General features: G+C 43.3%; 12 protein-coding genes. 2 read left to right on the forward strand and 10 right to left on the reverse strand.

Annotated elements, in window-relative coordinates; genetic code table 11:
- Positions 1 to 14: 14 nt before the first annotated feature.
- The 6 genes from BM176_RS10495 to BM176_RS10520 all read right to left on the reverse strand — a co-directional run bounded on the left by BM176_RS10495 (position 15) and on the right by BM176_RS10520 (position 11,606).
- A complete protein-coding gene (locus BM176_RS10495; RefSeq protein ID WP_090102572.1) occupies positions 15 to 3,245 on the reverse strand; it encodes a SusC/RagA family TonB-linked outer membrane protein in 3,231 nt (1,076 codons plus the stop codon).
- 142 nt (positions 3,246 to 3,387) lie between these two features.
- A complete protein-coding gene (locus BM176_RS10500; protein WP_090102574.1) occupies positions 3,388 to 4,587 on the reverse strand; it encodes a FecR family protein in 1,200 nt (399 codons plus the stop codon).
- 54 nt (positions 4,588 to 4,641) lie between these two features.
- On the reverse strand, positions 4,642 to 5,121 hold the full coding sequence (locus tag BM176_RS10505) for an RNA polymerase sigma factor (RefSeq protein WP_177230363.1): 480 nt from the start codon (positions 5,119 to 5,121) through the stop codon (positions 4,642 to 4,644).
- Positions 5,122 to 5,233: 112 nt separating this feature from the next.
- On the reverse strand, positions 5,234 to 5,617 hold the full coding sequence (locus tag BM176_RS10510) for a response regulator (RefSeq protein WP_090102577.1): 384 nt from the start codon (positions 5,615 to 5,617) through the stop codon (positions 5,234 to 5,236).
- A gap of 12 nt (positions 5,618 to 5,629) precedes the next feature.
- On the reverse strand, positions 5,630 to 9,235 hold the full coding sequence (locus BM176_RS10515) for a response regulator (protein WP_090102579.1): 3,606 nt from the start codon (positions 9,233 to 9,235) through the stop codon (positions 5,630 to 5,632).
- A 169-nt stretch (positions 9,236 to 9,404) separates the two neighbouring features.
- The gene (locus BM176_RS10520) at positions 9,405 to 11,606 is read right to left on the reverse strand and encodes a transferrin receptor-like dimerization domain-containing protein (protein WP_090102581.1); all 2,202 of its coding nucleotides are present in this window, start codon (positions 11,604 to 11,606) and stop codon (positions 9,405 to 9,407) included.
- Between the two features lie 614 nt (positions 11,607 to 12,220).
- Here BM176_RS10520 and BM176_RS10525 point away from each other — a divergent pair.
- Complete coding sequence (locus tag BM176_RS10525; RefSeq protein WP_090102583.1) at positions 12,221 to 12,817, forward strand: porin family protein; 597 nt, start codon at positions 12,221 to 12,223, stop codon at positions 12,815 to 12,817.
- Here the strand turns inward: BM176_RS10525 and BM176_RS10530 are convergent, their stop codons facing one another.
- From BM176_RS10530 to BM176_RS10545, 4 genes are all read right to left on the reverse strand, one after another.
- Positions 12,818 to 13,036: a hypothetical protein gene (locus tag BM176_RS10530; RefSeq protein ID WP_090102585.1), complete on the reverse strand. Its 219-nt coding sequence runs from the start codon at positions 13,034 to 13,036 to the stop codon at positions 12,818 to 12,820.
- Between the two features lie 125 nt (positions 13,037 to 13,161).
- The gene (locus tag BM176_RS10535) at positions 13,162 to 14,847 is read right to left on the reverse strand and encodes a DUF885 family protein (protein ID WP_090102588.1); all 1,686 of its coding nucleotides are present in this window, start codon (positions 14,845 to 14,847) and stop codon (positions 13,162 to 13,164) included.
- Between the two features lie 11 nt (positions 14,848 to 14,858).
- Complete coding sequence (locus BM176_RS10540; protein ID WP_090102590.1) at positions 14,859 to 16,100, reverse strand: NAD(P)/FAD-dependent oxidoreductase; 1,242 nt, start codon at positions 16,098 to 16,100, stop codon at positions 14,859 to 14,861.
- Positions 16,101 to 16,108: 8 nt separating this feature from the next.
- Positions 16,109 to 17,110 carry a 4-hydroxyproline epimerase gene (locus BM176_RS10545; RefSeq protein ID WP_090102592.1) on the reverse strand — a complete coding sequence of 334 codons (1,002 nt, stop codon included), beginning with the start codon at positions 17,108 to 17,110 and terminating at the stop codon, positions 16,109 to 16,111.
- A gap of 122 nt (positions 17,111 to 17,232) precedes the next feature.
- Here BM176_RS10545 and BM176_RS10550 point away from each other — a divergent pair, with 122 nt between their 5' ends.
- Positions 17,233 to 17,994, forward strand: a complete 762-nt coding sequence (locus BM176_RS10550) for a class I SAM-dependent methyltransferase (RefSeq protein WP_090102593.1) — start codon at positions 17,233 to 17,235, stop codon at positions 17,992 to 17,994.
- Positions 17,995 to 18,170: the final 176 nt, after the last annotated feature.

An 18,170-nucleotide genomic window follows, 5' to 3' on the forward strand; every position in this document is an offset into this window, starting at 1 on the left:
TTCATAAGGCAAACTCAGAGCGTTAATTGTATACCGGTAGTAATGATTTTTAATGGCGGCAGAGCAAGCTGTGTTTCAGGATCGGCTCCCTGATAAGCTGTAACAGTAACCAGGTTCTGCGTTTGTACATATACCCTGCACAACTGTAACTGCAGGCGTTTCAGCCAGCTACCCGGCAGATTGTATGAGAGAGACAGGTTCCTCAGCCGCATATAAGAAGCATCTCCATAACCTGCGTCAGATGTTCTCATATTCTCATTCATTTCGTAAATAGGATCTCCTGGTGTGGCGGTTGCCCGTGGTACAACAGTTACATCTCCGGGCATACGCCAGCGCGATAGTGCCCCGCTGGTTTCATTCTTCATCTGGCCAGGTGTGTTCACCGTTATTTGTCCCTGTTGTTTTACAAACTGCCAGAAGAAACTCAGGCTGAAACCATTGTAAGAAAAATCATTGTTAATACCTCCATAATACTCCGGATCTCTTTTTGAGATCGTTATATAATCGTCGCCACTGGATAAATTGCCATCTTTATTGATATCTGTAAACACCGCTGCACCAGTCTCACTATTCACACCAGCAAAATGGTATCCCCTTACAATATTGAGTGGTTGCCCAATCACATAAGAGCTGGCATAGGAAGAAGCGGCCAGTTTATCAAATGCGCGGAGTTTATTGCTAAAGAATGAAAGGTTCCAACCGCTGGACCAGCTAAAACGATGCTGGCTGATATTACTGGTGGTTAGTTCAAACTCCCATCCGGTATTTTCCACTATCGCAGACCGGTTAGCCTGATAACTGGTAAAGCCGGTGATACTAGCCAATTGATATCCCACCAGTTGATTAGTGCTGCTATTTTTATACTTTGCTACAGAAAAGAAGATACGGTCCTTTAAAAAACCCAGTTCTATAGCGGCTTCTATTTTACGATTCTCTTCCCAGCTATATTTATTATTAGCGATGCGTAATGGCATGTAGGTACTGTTCCCCTGGTAAATGCCATTCACACCATAGTTACTCATATACTGATAGTCGGGAATCTGATCATTACCGGTAATCCCCATACTCATCCTCAGCTTACCAAAACTTAGCAGTGATTGTTCCTTCATAAAGGATTCTCCTGTAAAAATCCAGGCCAGGCCGAGGGCACCAAAATCACCGAATTGTCTGCCAGGACCAAAGCGCGAAGATCCATCCCTCCGATAACTTGCATTCAGAATATATTTGCCTTGCCAGTCGTATGTTAAACGGGTAAAGAAAGAAATGTACCTGTACAGGATGTGGCCATCAGGCCTCCTTATTATAGTATCAGCATCGAAAAGATTCCCCAGCATATTTTCATTTGCATAGCCCTGTCCTTCTGCATATGCACTTCTGTTATTACTCTGCTGCCAGGTACCTCCTACCAGCGCATGCAGGCTTCCACGTGCGATCCGCAGTGTATAGTCGGCCTGTGGTTCTACGATATATAATTTACGTTCGTTTTCTGCAAAACGTGTAAAGCTGAAGATGGCACTCTGCGGATGCTGTGTAGACTTTGGAAAGGTGAATACCTGTTGCATCATGATATCAGCAAAGCCCATACTTGTTTTCAAATTTAATCCTGGTAGCAGGCGGTAACGCAGTACCACATTACTCAGCAGGTTGTTGGTTTTGCTGTTGGCCTGCTGACGCATGTAAGCCTCCGGATTATCCTGTGATGCTCCCCAGAACAGGCCACCTGCCGAATCATATAGCGGGTAATCAGGCGGCTGGTTATAAAAAGGAAATACATCATTGGCAATACTCTTATTTTTATCGCCGGTAAAACTTCCGGAAAATGATGCTTCAAACTGCTGATCTTTAGAATGATGCAGGATACTCAGATGCCCGCCACCCCGGCGATACGCCAGAGGAGCAGAGAGTACGGTTCCTTCCTTGTAAAAATTACCACCGGCAAAAAAGGTAGTATTACTATTACCACCGGAGAATGAAATCTGTGCATTGGTGATGTGCGCAATGCCACCCGTTAGTTGCTTCTGCCAATTTACATTCCTCATTGTATCCCATACCAGCAGATCAGGCGCTTCTGTCACAGTTGGTATTCTGCCATCATTAGCAAATGCTTCCCTGCGCATGGTCAGATATTGCTTTGTATCCAGCATAGGTATGTGGTTGCTCGTTTGTCCTGCACCTGAATAAATATTAATGTCTAATTTATTCTCGCCACACCTTCCTTTTTTTGTGGTAATCAACACTACTCCATTAGCCCCTCTCGAGCCATAGATAGCCGTAGCATCTGCATCTTTTAAAATGTCGATACTTTCTATATCAGAAGGATTAATGCTGTTAAACGGGCTGATTTGCTTAATTGCACCTGATAGTTCATCCAGGTTATTTAATGGGGTTATATCAAAAGGAACACCATCTATAATGAATAACGGATCATTACCGGCAGCAATCGAATTGCGTCCGCGTATATATAATTTCACCTGTGCTCCCGGCAAACCATTGGTGTTCGTAACCAGTACACCTGCTATCTGCCCTTGTAAGGCCCCCAATGGATTCGCAACGGGTTGCTGACTGATCTGCTTTGCAATAATCCTGCTGACCGATCCTGTAAGCAACCGGCGACTGCTCGCACCATAACCGATTACAACGGCAGCATCCAGACTGTTTACTGCTTCCAGTAACCGGATTTTATGTAAACCAGTACCAGCTAATACAGTATCTCTGGAAATGAACCCCATTGATGAGATATGTAATAATGCAGCATTAGCTTGCTCCAGGGAAAACTGTCCTTCATTACCGGAAGTAACACCCCGGGATGTACCCTTTATAATGATAGTAGCACCAGGCAAAGGCGTGCCAGCAGATGTGAGGATTATACCACTGATAGTTGCAGTCACTGAATCTTTCTGCGGTGGTACAGGTGAGATATTTTTCCTTTGCAGGAAAATTCGTCTGTCCTGCTGATGCCAGGTAATATTTTTATCCTTTAAAATATAGGCTAGTACATCTTTCCACGGTACATGTTTAAAGTGTATCCCTACTTTTGCAGATACATCCAGGATATCATTATCAAATACAAAGTAATAGCCTGTTTGTATTTCTATTGTTTTTAAAATACCTGATAAGGGTATGTGATTGCTGTTGATTGTAATGCGGATATTATTCTTACCTGTCTGGGCATCAACGGCTACCGGAAACAAGGATAAGAATAAAATGAAAAGGGATCCATAAGCGTTACAAACATGCTTGACCATCTGCAAATTTTATGGTACTTATATAGTTGGCTGAACAGCAAAACGCCGGAACTAAAAGTAAGGCATTTAATGCAAAATGCATAATACGTCAACACTCACAATAGTTGTGATGAAGATAACCCGGTCAATATTAAACCGTTATTTATTTCGTGGAGAGGTAGATCTTATCTTCATTGATATGATAGGTGAGTCCGGATGTTTTATCAAGACCATCGAGGAAGTCGGTTACTGGTTTATCTCTTTCTATGATACCTGTTAATTTCTTGTCGGCCAGTGAGGCATTTTCAAATAGTAGCTGTTTGCCATACCAGTGAAGGATCACAGCCTTCAGGTCACCAAGAGGCTTATTGTAGTAGTTATATTCCCCATTACGCCAGGCCAGGGTGATACTTTCATCAAAAGGATGTACTATATTGGGATATCCCTCCTGGTAAATGGCTTCCATACCAGGTTCCAGTTGCACTTCCGGTTGATTGCCATCTCTTGTAATTACGCGGCCCTGCACAAGGGAGGTTACCACCAGGCTATTTGTATAAGCATTGATATTAAAGGCAGTACCCAGCACTTTTACTGCTGTTTGGCCGGAATGCACAATAAACGATTGCTGAGCATTGGGAGCAATTGTAAAAAATGCTTCTCCCGACAGAACTACTTCTCTTGTTTTACCGGTAAAGTTAAAGGGGAAACGTAGACTGGAAAATGCATTCAGATGCACTACAGAGCCATCTGACAATGAGATTTTATAATCTTTGCCAGTTGGGACCAACAATGTACCCCATGCACCTTCTGCCATGCGTGGGCTGACCTGTGCCATTGAGATCACTTCGCCCTCATTATCCGGTAGCTGCACGGTATCACCGTTATCAAGTAACAACTGGATATTTCCCTTTAATGGAATTGCTATGTTATTATTATATGCGAGTGTATTTATGGTCGCAGATTTATTGGTACGTCCCGGCAGGAAAAAAAGCAATGATGAGATAGCGGTTATTGTTACAGCAGCTATCCACCATGTTTGTGAAGTAAAAGGCTTCTTTACAGGAACTGTTTCAACAGGTATTTCAGGTGTTTTCTCTTCCGGAGTGGAGGCTGTGATAATATGGTTGGCAGGATGCTCGTTATCAAGCAGTGATAATACATTGCTCCAGGCAATTTCATTATACACATCATCCATGAATTCAGGACCAGCCACCTGGGATGCTTCTTCCATTTCCTCCAGGCAACGCCTTATCTTGTCATCCTCCCGTGCAGCCTGCTCAAGGTATAACCTGTTTTCGTCGCTTATTTCGCCACTCAACTTCTCCAGTATCAACTGAAATATATGTTCATCATTATAAGCCATTAGGGAAAGACAAAGAATTACAAATACGTTGGACAATAGGTTTTTCCTGGACTACTATAGTTTGATATGGGTCCATAAAGCTTTCAGGGCTACATTTAGAACACACCTCAAGGCATTTACACTTCTTTCCAGGATGTTAAACACTTCAGGATAATTCTCTTTATAGGATAATGTTGCGATATTTATACCAGGTTCTGTTTCCATTACCTGCTTATCGGGTAGCATTCCCTGCATCAGTAAAAAACCATGATCGGTAGAAAAGTGGTTATCTGAATTACTTTTCCGTACCAGGTTCACACAACTGTTATGCACTTTCCTGTAAAAATATCCTCCTACTGAATGTTCAATCTCGTGGTACAAGCGTTCTTCCCATACCTCTACAAAGATCTGCTGCACCAGCTGTTCTGCTTCCTGCATACTATTCAGCATCATACGCGCTTTCAGACACAAAGGTTTATAGTACTTCATGAAAAAATACTGATAAGCTTTGATATCTCCGCCTTTAAGCGCAGTGAGCATTGCTGAATCATCCATATGCTGCATACAGTGTTTTTAGGAAAATATCTATGTTAACAGTTGTTAACGTAAATATCCGCTTTCCGGCATCCTTAAAACGTTAATTACATGTTAACAGTATATCTTACCCTTATTTTTCACCAGATATCTGTTCATTCAACAGCTCCAGTAACACGTCTATATCGATTGGCTTTGATACATAAGCAGAAGCGCCTGCCGCCAGGCATTTCTCCCTGTCGCCTATCATTGCCTGGGCAGTGACTGCTATAATACAAAGATCTTCCAACCCAGGCGTATTACGGATGATTTCCATTGCTTCGTAGCCATCCACTCCGGGCATCATCATGTCCATCAATACAACACTTACATCATTTTCCTCCTCCAGCAATTTCAGTCCTAATGTAGCATTTGATACGTCCAGACATTCAATTCCTCTGGTTCTCAACACCAGGCGTAATGCATAAATATTACGACTATCATCATCAATGATTAACACCTTTTTTCCAGATTCCATTTGTCATTTTTTTTAATTTCTGGCATTATCGTATAACCATACTCTCAGTAACGAAACCAGTTGATCTATATCCACCGGTTTCGAAATGTAATCGGAAGCACCTGCTTTAATACATTTTTCCCTGTCGCCCAGCATTGTTTTGGCCGTAACTGCCAAAATAGGCAGATTACGGTATGTGGGCAGTTGCCGGATCTGTTTAATGCTTTCATAACCATCCATTTCCGGCATCATCATATCCATCAGCACAATATCCACTTTTGCATTATTTTCCAGTTGCTGCATAGCCTCTTTACCATCCAGCGCAGAAATGATAGTCATTTTATGCTGTTCGAGTGCTTTAGTGAGTGAGAAGATGTTACGCACATCGTCATCAGCAATCAGTACTATTTTATTCTGCAATACTTCTTTCAGTGGTCCCTGTTGTTTCCTTGGAGGTTTCTGCCCCCCTTTTTCTTCTACCAGGTGCAGGAATAAAGCTACTTCATCCAGCATACGCTGATAGGAATGTGCTGTTTTGATCACGATAGAATCTGCATACTGCCTGATGCGGTTTTCTTCTGAACGTGATAGATTCTTACCGGTGAAGATGATGATAGGCAGATTCTCCAACCCAGGATTTTTTTTCACTGTTTCCAATGTTTCAAAGGCCTGCTCATCTGGCACCCCCATATCCAGGATCACACAATTCACATCCTCCTTTTTCAGGGCAGTTACACTACTGCTGATATTTTCTGTAATCTCTGTATTTACGTTAAAGTTTTCCAGGAAGTAAGCCAGCGCCTGTGCATGTTTGGCATTTTCTTCCACAATGAGCACCTTCTTAGGATTACGTGTCAGCGCATCTTCCAACCGTTGAAATACTAATGGCATCTGTTCCAGCGCCAGCGGTTTATTGATAAAGTCGACCGCGCCTTTCTGCAGGCTTTCTTTCCTGGCTTCCAGTGAGGAAATGATGTGCACCGGTATGTGCCGGGTAGTTGCATTGGCTTTAAGCGCATCCATCACCTGCCAGCCATTCCGTACAGGTAATACGATATCCAGCAGTATGGCTGCCGGTTTATATTGCAAAGCCATTTCCACACCATGATCGCCCCTTACTGCTACAATTCCTTTATATCCTCTTTTACGTGTAAAGTTCAGCAGAATGGATGCATAACTGGTATCATCTTCCACTATCAGGATCACTTTATCGTTTTCCGTTATAGCGTCTCTGTCATCAGGAATTTCTTCCGGTATTTCCTTTGCGGTAAAACGCAGGTTATCATTCTTAGCCTGACGGGCTAGCTGCCATATATTTTCATCTTGTTGTGGCGTTACAACAGGAGCTAATGTACTTTTTTCTGCATGCGGATGTACCGGAACTATCACTATAAACTCGCTACCATGTGCAGGTTCACTTTCCAGCCGGATCTCTCCCCTCAGAAGTTTAGCCAGTTCGCGGCTGATGGACAGTCCTAATCCTGTACCACCATATTTACGCCTGGTAGATCCATCTGCCTGCTGGAATGCCTCAAATACCACCTGTTGTTTATCCGCAGCGATACCGATGCCAGTATCCTTCACGGAAAAACGGATACATGACTGTCCGTTCTGCTCGAATGCTCCAACCTTTAAGGTTACACTACCCTTTGCCGTAAACTTAAGGGCGTTGGACAACAGATTTTTCAGGATCTGTTCCAGTCTCATCTTATCTGTTTCTATCAGGGCAGGCGCATCTGGCTGGATATTCACCTTAAGATCCAGATTCTTTTCATGTGCTATAGGTCCAAAAAGTGCCTCCATATCAGCACAGATCTCATGTACAGGTACATTTGTAAATTCGAGTTCCATCTTTCCGGATTCTATTTTGGACAGATCAAGGATCTCATCTATCAGGTCTAGCAGGCCTTTACCAGAACTCCGGATTACCTGGGCCGACTCTATCTGATCGGGTACCAGGTTCTTTTCATTATTTTCAGACAGTAACCGGCTTAATAATAAAATAGAATTCAGTGGCGTACGCAACTCGTGCGACATATTAGCCAGAAACTCGGATTTATATTTGGTACTGATTTCCAGTTCGTCTGCCTTTTTCTGTATTTCAAGATTACGTTCTACAATCACCTGGTTCCTGTCTTCCAGCAAACGGGATCTTTCTTCCAGTTCCCGATTAGCCTGTTGCAGTTCTTCCTGCTGTACACGCAACTCTTCTTCAGAAGCCTGTAGCCTTGATGCCTGCGCTTCCAGTTCTGTATTAATATTTTCTAACTCTCCATGTTGTACCTGTAGTTCTTCGGATTGTACCTGGGTTTCTTCCAGTAACTCCTGCACACGACGACGGTTTTCCGAAGTATTTATTGCAATACCCACGTTATGGGTAACTGATTCGAGGAAAGACAGGTGAGCAGGTGTATAATCTTTAAGCGATGCCAACTCTATCACTCCTTTTACATGTCCTTCATATATTACAGGCACTGCTATAATAGTCACTGGTTTTATTTCTCCGGTTGCATAACTGATAGTAATATTTTCAGGAGCAATATCTTTTAGCAGGATCGTTTTTCCACTTACAGCACATTGTCCGGCCAGGCCTTGCCCCAAAGGAATTTCAAGACGGTTATCCGCATATGCGAATGCAAAGCTACCTGTAAGTTTTAATGTTGTGTTTCTTTCATTCAGATACAAAGCACCTACCTGGCTATGAGTATATTCTGCCAGGAATTCTATGATATGTACGGCCAGTGTTTCTAAAGACTTCTCTCCTACCATTCTGTTATTCAAACCGGCAATACCTGTTTGTAACCATTCTTTTTCAGAGAGCAGGTTAAACGAATTATTCAGAGACTCCGCCATTCTATTGAGTGATAATGACAGGTTGCCCAGGTCATCACTTTCTCCCCCATTCACCCTGATTGAATAATCACCCGCGGAAATCTTTTCTGCAAGGCTTCTGATGATATTGATACGGCGGGTAATTTCGCGGTCTTTCTCTGCCAGTGCGTTTTGTAGTTTATTCCGTTCTTCAAAATCACGGTTTACGCGGATGTAGAATACAGAAGTGATCAAGAGTGCGAGGAGAGCTGCAATAACGATCAGTATGGGGGTATAACCAGAGATTTTTTGCAGGCTCGCCGTTCTTATTGCCAGCAGTCTCTTCTCACGGTCTTCCATTTCCCTTACCAACTTACGGGCACTATCCATCATTAACCTGCCACTTTGCAGATTCTCGAACCTGATGGCCTGTCCTTCACGGCGGGCATCTATGGAGCGTTGTAAAATAGTCTGCCGAAGATTTATAATCACCCGAAGCTGCCTTACAGAAGTTTGTTGTGCAGGATTATCTATTGTTAATACTTCAATTCTATTGAGGGATGCGAGAGCACTGTCAAAGGCTCCCTTATAAGGTTCGAGATATTGTTCATCGTCTGTAAGCAGGTAGCCACGCTGACCTGTTTCAGAGTCTTTCATCAGAGAAATTGTATTTTCCAGTTCGGAGATCACCTTGTTTGTATGATCTACCTGGAGGCCACTTTCCAACAGATTCTTAATACTGAAAAAGGAGGCTACAGAGCTCACCACCAGCAATAATAAAGACAAACCAAATCCAATCAGCAGATTTCTCTTAAATGTAGTTTTCATCCTTAAATTATTTAGCCGGGGTGATGGGTGTGTTTATGCGGGTAAGTAATCGCGAACATATCAGGTTTTACAATAGCATATTTGACAACACTAGTGTAAATATAAACCCCCTGCTTCATATTGCCAAGTTCAATATGAAGCAGGGGATTAAAATCAGAACGCTATGTTCTTATCTTATTGCAGCAAGGTAAACAGCAAGACGGTTAATAGCAGCAGCAGCAGCTCCAATCTGAACCTGTGCTTCTTTCCAGTTACGCTGTTCTATAGCTTCTCTTACACCGGGTATTGTTTTCACACCATAGCCGGTATAAAAACCTGGAGCATAAATGGTATGTTTATACCAGGAACGCCGTGGTAAACCATCTGCAGCCAGGAGTTGCTGTTCTGCCTGGTAAAGTGCTTCGTTAATAGCAGGTGAAGAGTTTTTTATACCTGCCAGTTGCTGGGCAGCATTGTCTAATGCCAGGAGGGCATTCTGCAACGGAGAAAAATCAATGTAAGGCACTTCGTCTTCCACCACAGGCAGTTTCAGGTTTTCCTCTTTGTTTGCAGCCAGCGAATACTGCCGGGTATTGATTAACAAATTATTTGCTTTGGTGGTTTCCCTCATATCGGTAGTGAGGGCTTGCAATTCATCCACATAAGTGCTGATCGTTTTATGCAGGCTACGGAAATCAAAAGGCAGGACAGATGCGTCTGCCAGTCGTAATACAGCCCTACCCGCCGTTTGTGCAAGCGCGGTACCATAAACGAACCCGGGATCTTTAAACCTGCTGAAATCATCATAAGAATCATAAATAGAATGATATTCTCCCCCATCATCTTCTCCTCCAAAACCCAGATTCAGGGAAGGAATACCCAGGTGTTGCAGGAAAGAAGAATAGTCAGATCCTGAGCCTAATGCTTCCAGTTTAAGATCCTGCTTCTGCAATGCTTCCTTTTTAGCTTTTACCCCATTTGCATTGACTGCATCAAAGGCCCTTTTCCGTTCAAAGATGCTCACATGTGTTTGCGGATCGACAACATCTTTAGCGATCTCTCCCATCATAGGTTCAAGGGCATGAGAGCCGCCAGCAAACAGAAAACCACGTCCGTTATTATCAGTATTAATATAGGCAACTGTTTTTTTCTGCAGCTCTTCTGCATGATCTTCCACCCACTCTGTAGAACCAATCAAACCTGGTTCTTCAGCATCCCACGCACAGTATACCAGCGTACGGGCTGGTTTGTAACCGCCTTTTACCAGTTCGCCGATGGCCTTAGCCTCTTCCAGTTCTGCAGCCAGTCCGCTCACAGGATCTGCAGCACCATTCACCCATGCATCGTGATGATTCCCCCTGATGATCCATTGATCCGGGAACTGTGCCCCTTTAATTTCAGCGATCACGTCATAGGCAGAACGAAGCTGCCAATCGAACGACACTTCCAGGTGTACCTTTTCTTTGCCTGGTCCCGCATGATATGTTATTGGCAGACCACCCCTCCAAGCCGCTGGCACTACAGGCCCGGTCAGGGCCGCCAGCAGAGGTTGAGCATCATGATAGCTAATTGGTAATACGGGTATTTTCAAAAGGTTCGGGGCTTGTAACCTATCCAGCCGTTTTGCATTTTGTGTAGCACCAATGCCGGGGGTAAGTGGATCTCCGGGATAGATTACCATATCCATTATGGAGCCTCGTTGTACCCCATATTCATTTTTATAAGCCCCCTTTGGATACACGTCACCCTGTACATACCCATCCTGGGCAGGATCTGAGTAGATAATACAACCAATGGCACCATGTTCCTGGGCCACTTTGGGTTTGGTACCTCTCCAGGAATGTCCATAGCGGGCAATCACTATTTTTCCTTTTACGTCTATCCCTGCACGTTCCAGCCATTCATAATCTTCCGGCAGGCCAAAGTTCACATATACGAGTGCTGCTGTTACATTTCCATCTGCACTCCAGGCATTATAAGTGGGCAGTTGTCCTTCCTGTCCGGAGGTAGCATCCTCTTTCAGGGCAGGTTCTTTAAGCAATGCTTTATAGGGAGTAGCACCTGTTAATTCCAGCATCCTTGTTTTAGGTGTTGGAAACAACACCTGGTAAGTTACGAGATGTGCATCCCAACCATAACTTTTAAATTTAGCCAGTATTGATTCCGCGACAGCCTTTCCGTTAGCAGACCCCACATGATGAGGTTTGGCCGAGAGTTCGCGAATGGTTTCTCCAATGTTGGCGCTGCTAATCAGCTGATCAAAGCGGGCTTCCAGTTGTTGCTGTGTGGTAATAGCATCACCTTTGAATCCACTGATGGATTTTTGTTGAGCGGCCACCGTTGTGCAACTGAGAATTACTGATACTACACTGATAATACTACGGATTTGCATGCGGATATATCTTTAATGATTGATAAATTGAAAACGAATCTAATAAATACTCTACTAATAACATAGACTAATCCTGTCTCCTATTTTACCACCCGGATCACTGACAGGCATAAGCTGCCCATAGTCCTTTTCAGATCTTGAGTAATATGGACCATTTGAGGGAATTTGTTTGTGAAAACAGTATTAAATACAACTACAATATAATAATTACCTCATTAGTGAGTTAACCTTCTGCACAGCTATATTACCAATGATAATTTCATATGGGACCGGCCCAAAGGGTACCCCCTTCCAGGTAGATGACAGAGAAGAAATGGTTTTTAACTGGTCTTATATTCAGGAAAGTAGAAAATTTTTTACAGGAGGATGATATATATAAATAACGATATAATTCGGCTGTTCAGCGATGATTATCGCCATTTCATCCCATTAAAGATACCCTTATTAAACTCCCGAAGGTAAAGTATATCTAATGGAACAATCAAACTTTAATCGCATATTAAGTATGATCTATTGTGAATTACGTATGTTTGCCCGCGAAATATTTTTAGCCTGAGTTACACGGGTTCATTCCTAATTTTCAATTGATCATTGTAATATTTCAAATTGTATCTATGAAAAAAAGATTGTTACTGGCCGGCGTTTTATTTGTGTTCCTGGGAACTGCTGCAAGTGCGCAGGGTTTTCATTATGGACTGAAAGCGAGCTTGTTATTTTCTACAATCCAGGGTAAAGGCCTGAAATCTTCTTATCCTCCTGGTTTCCAGGGAGGTGCCTTTGCAGAATGGGACTTGTCGAAGAAATGGGGAATACAGCCGGAGTTATTGTTTACCCAGGCTACTGGAAGAAAAGGTGATGACTTTACCACCTATTATGTTTCAGCCAGCAATACAAGCTCAAGTAATAAACTGAAGCTGAGTTATGTGACTGTTCCATTGCTGGTACGTTACAGTCCTATTAAGGAGTTAACCTTCAACGTAGGTGCACAGTACAGTTACCTGTTCTTTGCGAATGAAGACTTACTGAAGTATAACAGAGATGCAATGAAAAGCAGTGACATTGGCGCCGTTGCCGGTGTTCAGGTCAACGTTGCCAATGTCAGGTTCTATGGTCGCTATGTATTAGGCTTAACAAATGTGAACGATATTGACAACCGCTACACGTGGAAGTCTCAACAGATAGCGTTTGGAGTGGGAGTTGCTTTTAAATAATTACTCCTTCATCATTCTTATTGCACCGAATACGGGGCCTGCACTGTTGTGTGGGCCTCCTTTCATTACAATAGTCACCTGTTGTTTTCCCTTGGTCTGTTCTGCAGGAATATGATATACAATTTCATAAAACCGGCTCTCTTTATATTTATCCAGATCTTCCGTAGCTACTTTCACTCCATCTACCAGGATATCAAACTTACGATACCGGTTATCCATTCCCCCAGTAAGTACAGAGATACATCTCCATTGGTCCTGCCGGGGCCGTAAGATTAAGCGAATACGTATGCATGTACAGCCAGGATGGCTGAGAACAGGAATATCCTTTTCATGTAATGAACGTTTTACAGCTTATAAAAACGCCAGCTGGTTTTGAAATCTTTAGCGATGGGTTTATCTGTAAGTATGGACCGGAGCAGTTCTACCGGAAGCATATTTTCTTTCAGGATCGCATCATGATATTGTTGATAAGTCATTTTACCACTATCTACCAGTTCCCTTTTCAGCGCCATAAACTGCAGACCACCGATCATGTAAGCCACCTGGTAAAGCGGGCTGTAACCTCCTACAAAAGAGCGGCGAACTTCCCCGACAGCATTTGCCCGTTCATGCCCTACCCTGTCTACCAGGAAATCTATACATTGCTGGGGGCTCCATTTTCCGAGGTGATAGTTCAGTGAAAAGATGATACGCGCACAACGATGCTTGCGCCAGAATAACATACCAACACGGTCTTCGGGCGATTGTGGGAATTTCATATCCCATAACAGCATTTCCCAGTACAATGCCCATCCTTCTATCCAGAAAGGTGTTTCAAAATGACGGTATGTTTTGTACCTGTTTGTCATGAATTCCTGTAAAGCATGTCCTGCCAGCAGTTCATGGTGAACAGTTGCCCTTGAAAAGTGAGGATTGTTTCCCCGCATGCTCATCATTTTGTCGGCTTCCTCCATATCATTTGTTGGATATGAAATACTGAATTCCTCTCCACCGGTAAAGAATGGGTTCACCAGTTGTCTTTCCGGCGTCATCATGATCATGCGCCAGGTTTCTTCCGCCAGCGGGGGCAGTGTTACCAGCTTGTTTGTTTTAAGGAAACTCACTGATTCGTTATAGAGTTTCATCATTGCTTCCGGCTGATCTCCAGCAGGCACATAACTGTTCTTCACTTTTTCCATTGCTTTTTGCCAATCCTTACCAAAGCCCATTTCTTCAGAAGCCTTCAACATTTCAGCATCACAGAAAGCAAATTCTTTATTGGCAATATCTATCAGTTCTTCAGGAGAGTAAGGGATCATTTCATTCTGCAACTGCCGGACTAACTCTTCCCTACCAATAGGATGCCCCACGATGCCACTACCATCATCCTTACTTCCCGGTGCTGTCTTTATTTTCTGTTCCCATACAGCAGTATAACTTTTAAGTGTACTGTCCAGCTGTTTATAAGGAGCAGGTACCCACCAGGTATACAAGGGGTCGTATCCGTTATAGAAAGTATGTATGCTATGCAATGCTTCTGTCAGTCCTTTGGCAATAGCAGCCCCCCTGCGCAAAAGATATATATTCAGATCTGTGGTAGTGGTTAGCTGCGTTCCTTTTTCCTGCAGTGCCAGAGCCATTTCCCTGAATGTGGTTGCCAGCGCCTGTGCATCTTGTTTTGTTCCTCTTCTTCTTTCTTTTTCTGACGCATAGATTTTATCGGAGAGTGGGAACCAGGTAGTAAGTTGTCCATACTGTACGGTTTCTTCATCCAGTGTACGCAGTTGTTCCTGCAAATCGCGACGGAGTAAAACATAGTCCACCCGGGCACCTGCGGATAATGCATCGAAGTTAACGGCAGACAACTGCTGGAGGTAATCCTTATTAAACACTTTCAGCCGTTCCCGTTTTTCAGGGGAATTATCGATAGAATAAAAACGGTTCAGGCTTCCTTTGTCGGCCTCATAGTGGATTAATAAGTCTGTCATTTGTTGCGCTCCTGCCTGTCCGATGATCATTATACATAGAAGCTGTAATATCGTTCTTTTCATACCTGATATTTTTAGTCAAATCTTTCCACAAGGAAAGGTTTGAGGTCCATAGACGGTTTTATATTCTCCACCAGTTCACTCACTAGTTTACCGGTACCGGCTCCCAGGCTGATGCCAAGCATGGAGTGTCCTGTAGCGATTGTCACATTCGGATAACGCTGCATATTTCCGATATGTGGTAATCCGTCTGCACTGCAGGGGCGGTAGCCGTACCACACCTTATCTGCAGAGGGCAACGGAATATCATAAGCCGGGAAATAACGTTTTACAGATTCCAGGATCCCCTGTACCCGCTGCATACGAGGAGGTGTATTTACAGGAGTGATCTCCATTGTACCCCCAAAACGGATCTTATTACCATTCATTGACGAAATGGCTACCCTTGCTTCACTTAAAATAACAGAATGCCGTACTTTGTAGGGCGAATTTTCCAATGTAACGGAATAGCCACGGCCACCCACCATAGGAATGTTCAGTTGCAGCAGCTTTGCCAGTTCCCCGCTCCACACACCACCTGCCACCACAATGTGATCAGCTTCCAGGGTCTGGGTATCTGTCTTTATACCAGTTACTTTATTTCCTGCGATAATGAAATCCTTTACTTCCTGTTTTGTTTCAAACTGCACACCTTTAGCCTTTAAATAAGTCAGCAGGTTATTCATCAGTTGATTGGGATACAGCTGTGCATCACCGGGAAAGTAAATAGCACCCAATGCATTGATGGGTGTGTCCGGTTCCATTTTTGCCAGGGTAGTCTTATCAATAAGGCGGGCTTCTATACCCAGTGCTTTGGCATCCTTTATACTAGCCTCCGCATGATGTGCATTAGCTTCCGTATTGAACAGTTCAAGCATTCCCTGCGGATCGTAGGAAAAGTCAAACTCTTTAGTCCAGTTTTCATACAACTGCTTACTCAGCAGGGAGATATCCCGTAATGGAACGGCAGAGCGTTCCACATGTCCTTTGGTGGCACTTTTTACAAACTGCCATCCCCAGTTAATAAGGGAGCGGTTCAGTGAGGGGTGAACATAGAAGGGACTCTTTGCATTGAGCATCCATTTTAGTCCCTGCTTAACAATACCGGGAGTAGCCAGTGGCACAAAATGACTTGGACAGATGTACCCCGCATTACCGTAGGAACATCCATCTTTCAGATCTGTTCTGTCAACAACTGTTACTTCATATCCTGCTTGCCGGAGGTAAAAAGCACTGCTTAATCCAATGATACCTCCTCCAATAATAACTACTTTCATATATTCATTTAAATCACCTGTAATCCGTATGCATATGGATCGTCTTCCGGATCGATCGTAATTGTATTATAACCATAGATTCTTGCCCAGCCTTCAATGCCCGGACGAATAGCTGGTTGACCACCTACAGTGGTTTCTTCCTCTATAGTACCAATGAACTTAGACCCGATGATACTTTCATGGATAAAGGCATCACCTTTTTTCAGCTTTCCTTTGGCATACCATTGAGCCATCCGTGCAGAAGTACCGGTACCACAAGGAGAACGGTCTATCGCCTTATCACCGTAAAAAACAGCATTGCGGGCGGTAGATGAAGGGTCCATTACAGCACCAGTCCACAGCACATGGGAGCAGCCATTGATATGTGGATTATCGGGGTGTACAAATGAGTGTTTTTCATTAATACGTTTACGAATTTCCCTTGCCCAGCCAATCAATTGGGAAGCAGTATAGTGTTCCAGTCCGGGGAAGTTTTCCTGTACATCCACGATGGCATAGTAATTCCCGCCATAGGAGACATCTACGGTCAATGGCCCCAGGTCCGGGCATTCCACAATAATATCAGTTGCTGCCAGGTAGGATGCCACGTTGGTCAGTTTAACGCTTTTTACCTTTTTGCCTTCCTGTTTGTATTCGATGAGTACCAGGCCTGCGGGAGCTTCCATTCGTACGATACCAGGTACCTTGGGAGTGATAAGCCCTTCCTCTATAGCGATAGTAATGGTACCTATGGTACCATGTCCGCACATGGGCAAACATCCGCTGGTTTCTATGAATAATACGGCAACATCGTTGGCAGGGTCATGTGGGGCGTACAGGATACTGCCGCTCATCATATCATGACCACGAGGTTCAAACATCAGTCCGGTTCTGATCCAGTCATATTCCTTCAGGAAATGATTCCGTTTTTCGCTCATGTTATTTCCCACTAATACGGGGCCTCCACCGGCCACTAATCTAACAGGATTACCACAGGTATGTGCATCTATGCAAAAAAAAGTCTTCTTCATTGAAATTGGTTGCTATCTCCAAAAATACTTGTAAGCAGTGAATATAATAGTGCAGGTATTGATCAATGGTATGCAAAAATTAACATAAAAAAGTAATTTTACGGGGTAAACCCGGTTAAATTATGAACAGTACCTCAAGATTTACAGATAGAGTAGAAGATTACGTACGTTACCGTCCGCATTACCCCTCACAGGAGATTCTAAATTATCTGCAAGACAGAATTGCTTTCAACCCTTCATGGGTAGTGGCAGATATTGGTTCTGGTACCGGAATCTCTACTGAGTTATTTCTGAAGAACGGGAATAAGGTTTATGGTGTAGAACCCAATGAGGCTATGCGGCAAAAGGCAGAACAATTATTAAAGGGATATCCTGCATTTATCAGTGTTAACGGGACTGCTGAGCAAACCCAGCTGGCCACTGAAAGTGCAGATCTTGTAGTAGCCGGACAAGCTTTTCACTGGTTTAATCCACCACAGGCAAAAACAGAATTTGGCCGTATCACAAAAACAAATGGATATATTGTATTAATCTGGAATATCAGAGAAGTGAATACACCCTTTGAAAAGGATTATGAAGTGCTTTTACAGGAATTTGGGACTGATTACAAAGAAGTAGGACATAAGGATATTGCCACTGACGAAAAGTTAACTGCATTCTTTGCACCCGCAGCACTTGAAAAAGCTACTTTCGCCAATAACCAGGTGTTGGATTATGAAGGAGTAAAAGGGCGTTTGTTGTCAAGTTCTTATATACCAGCCCCGGGGGCTCCTAATTATCAGCCCATGTTGGATGTATTAGAAAAAATCTTTAATAAACATGCTGCAGATGAAAAAGTTGTATTCGGATATACGACTAAAGTTTATATGGGCAAGGCAAAATAAGCTCCACCTCACATAGCAGGAATGGAGTTTGTAGATCTGACACAGTTACCGGCATTGCATACATTAGTATAAATACGAACCTGCAAGAACAAAATGAACAAGCACAATTTTTCTTTTTGAGAATGAACAAAATGAACAACCTTATTTATTCAAAAAAATATAATCTTTGCTCCCGT

This window comes from Chitinophaga sp. CF118 (assembly GCF_900112615.1).
Classification (GTDB): domain Bacteria; phylum Bacteroidota; class Bacteroidia; order Chitinophagales; family Chitinophagaceae; genus Chitinophaga.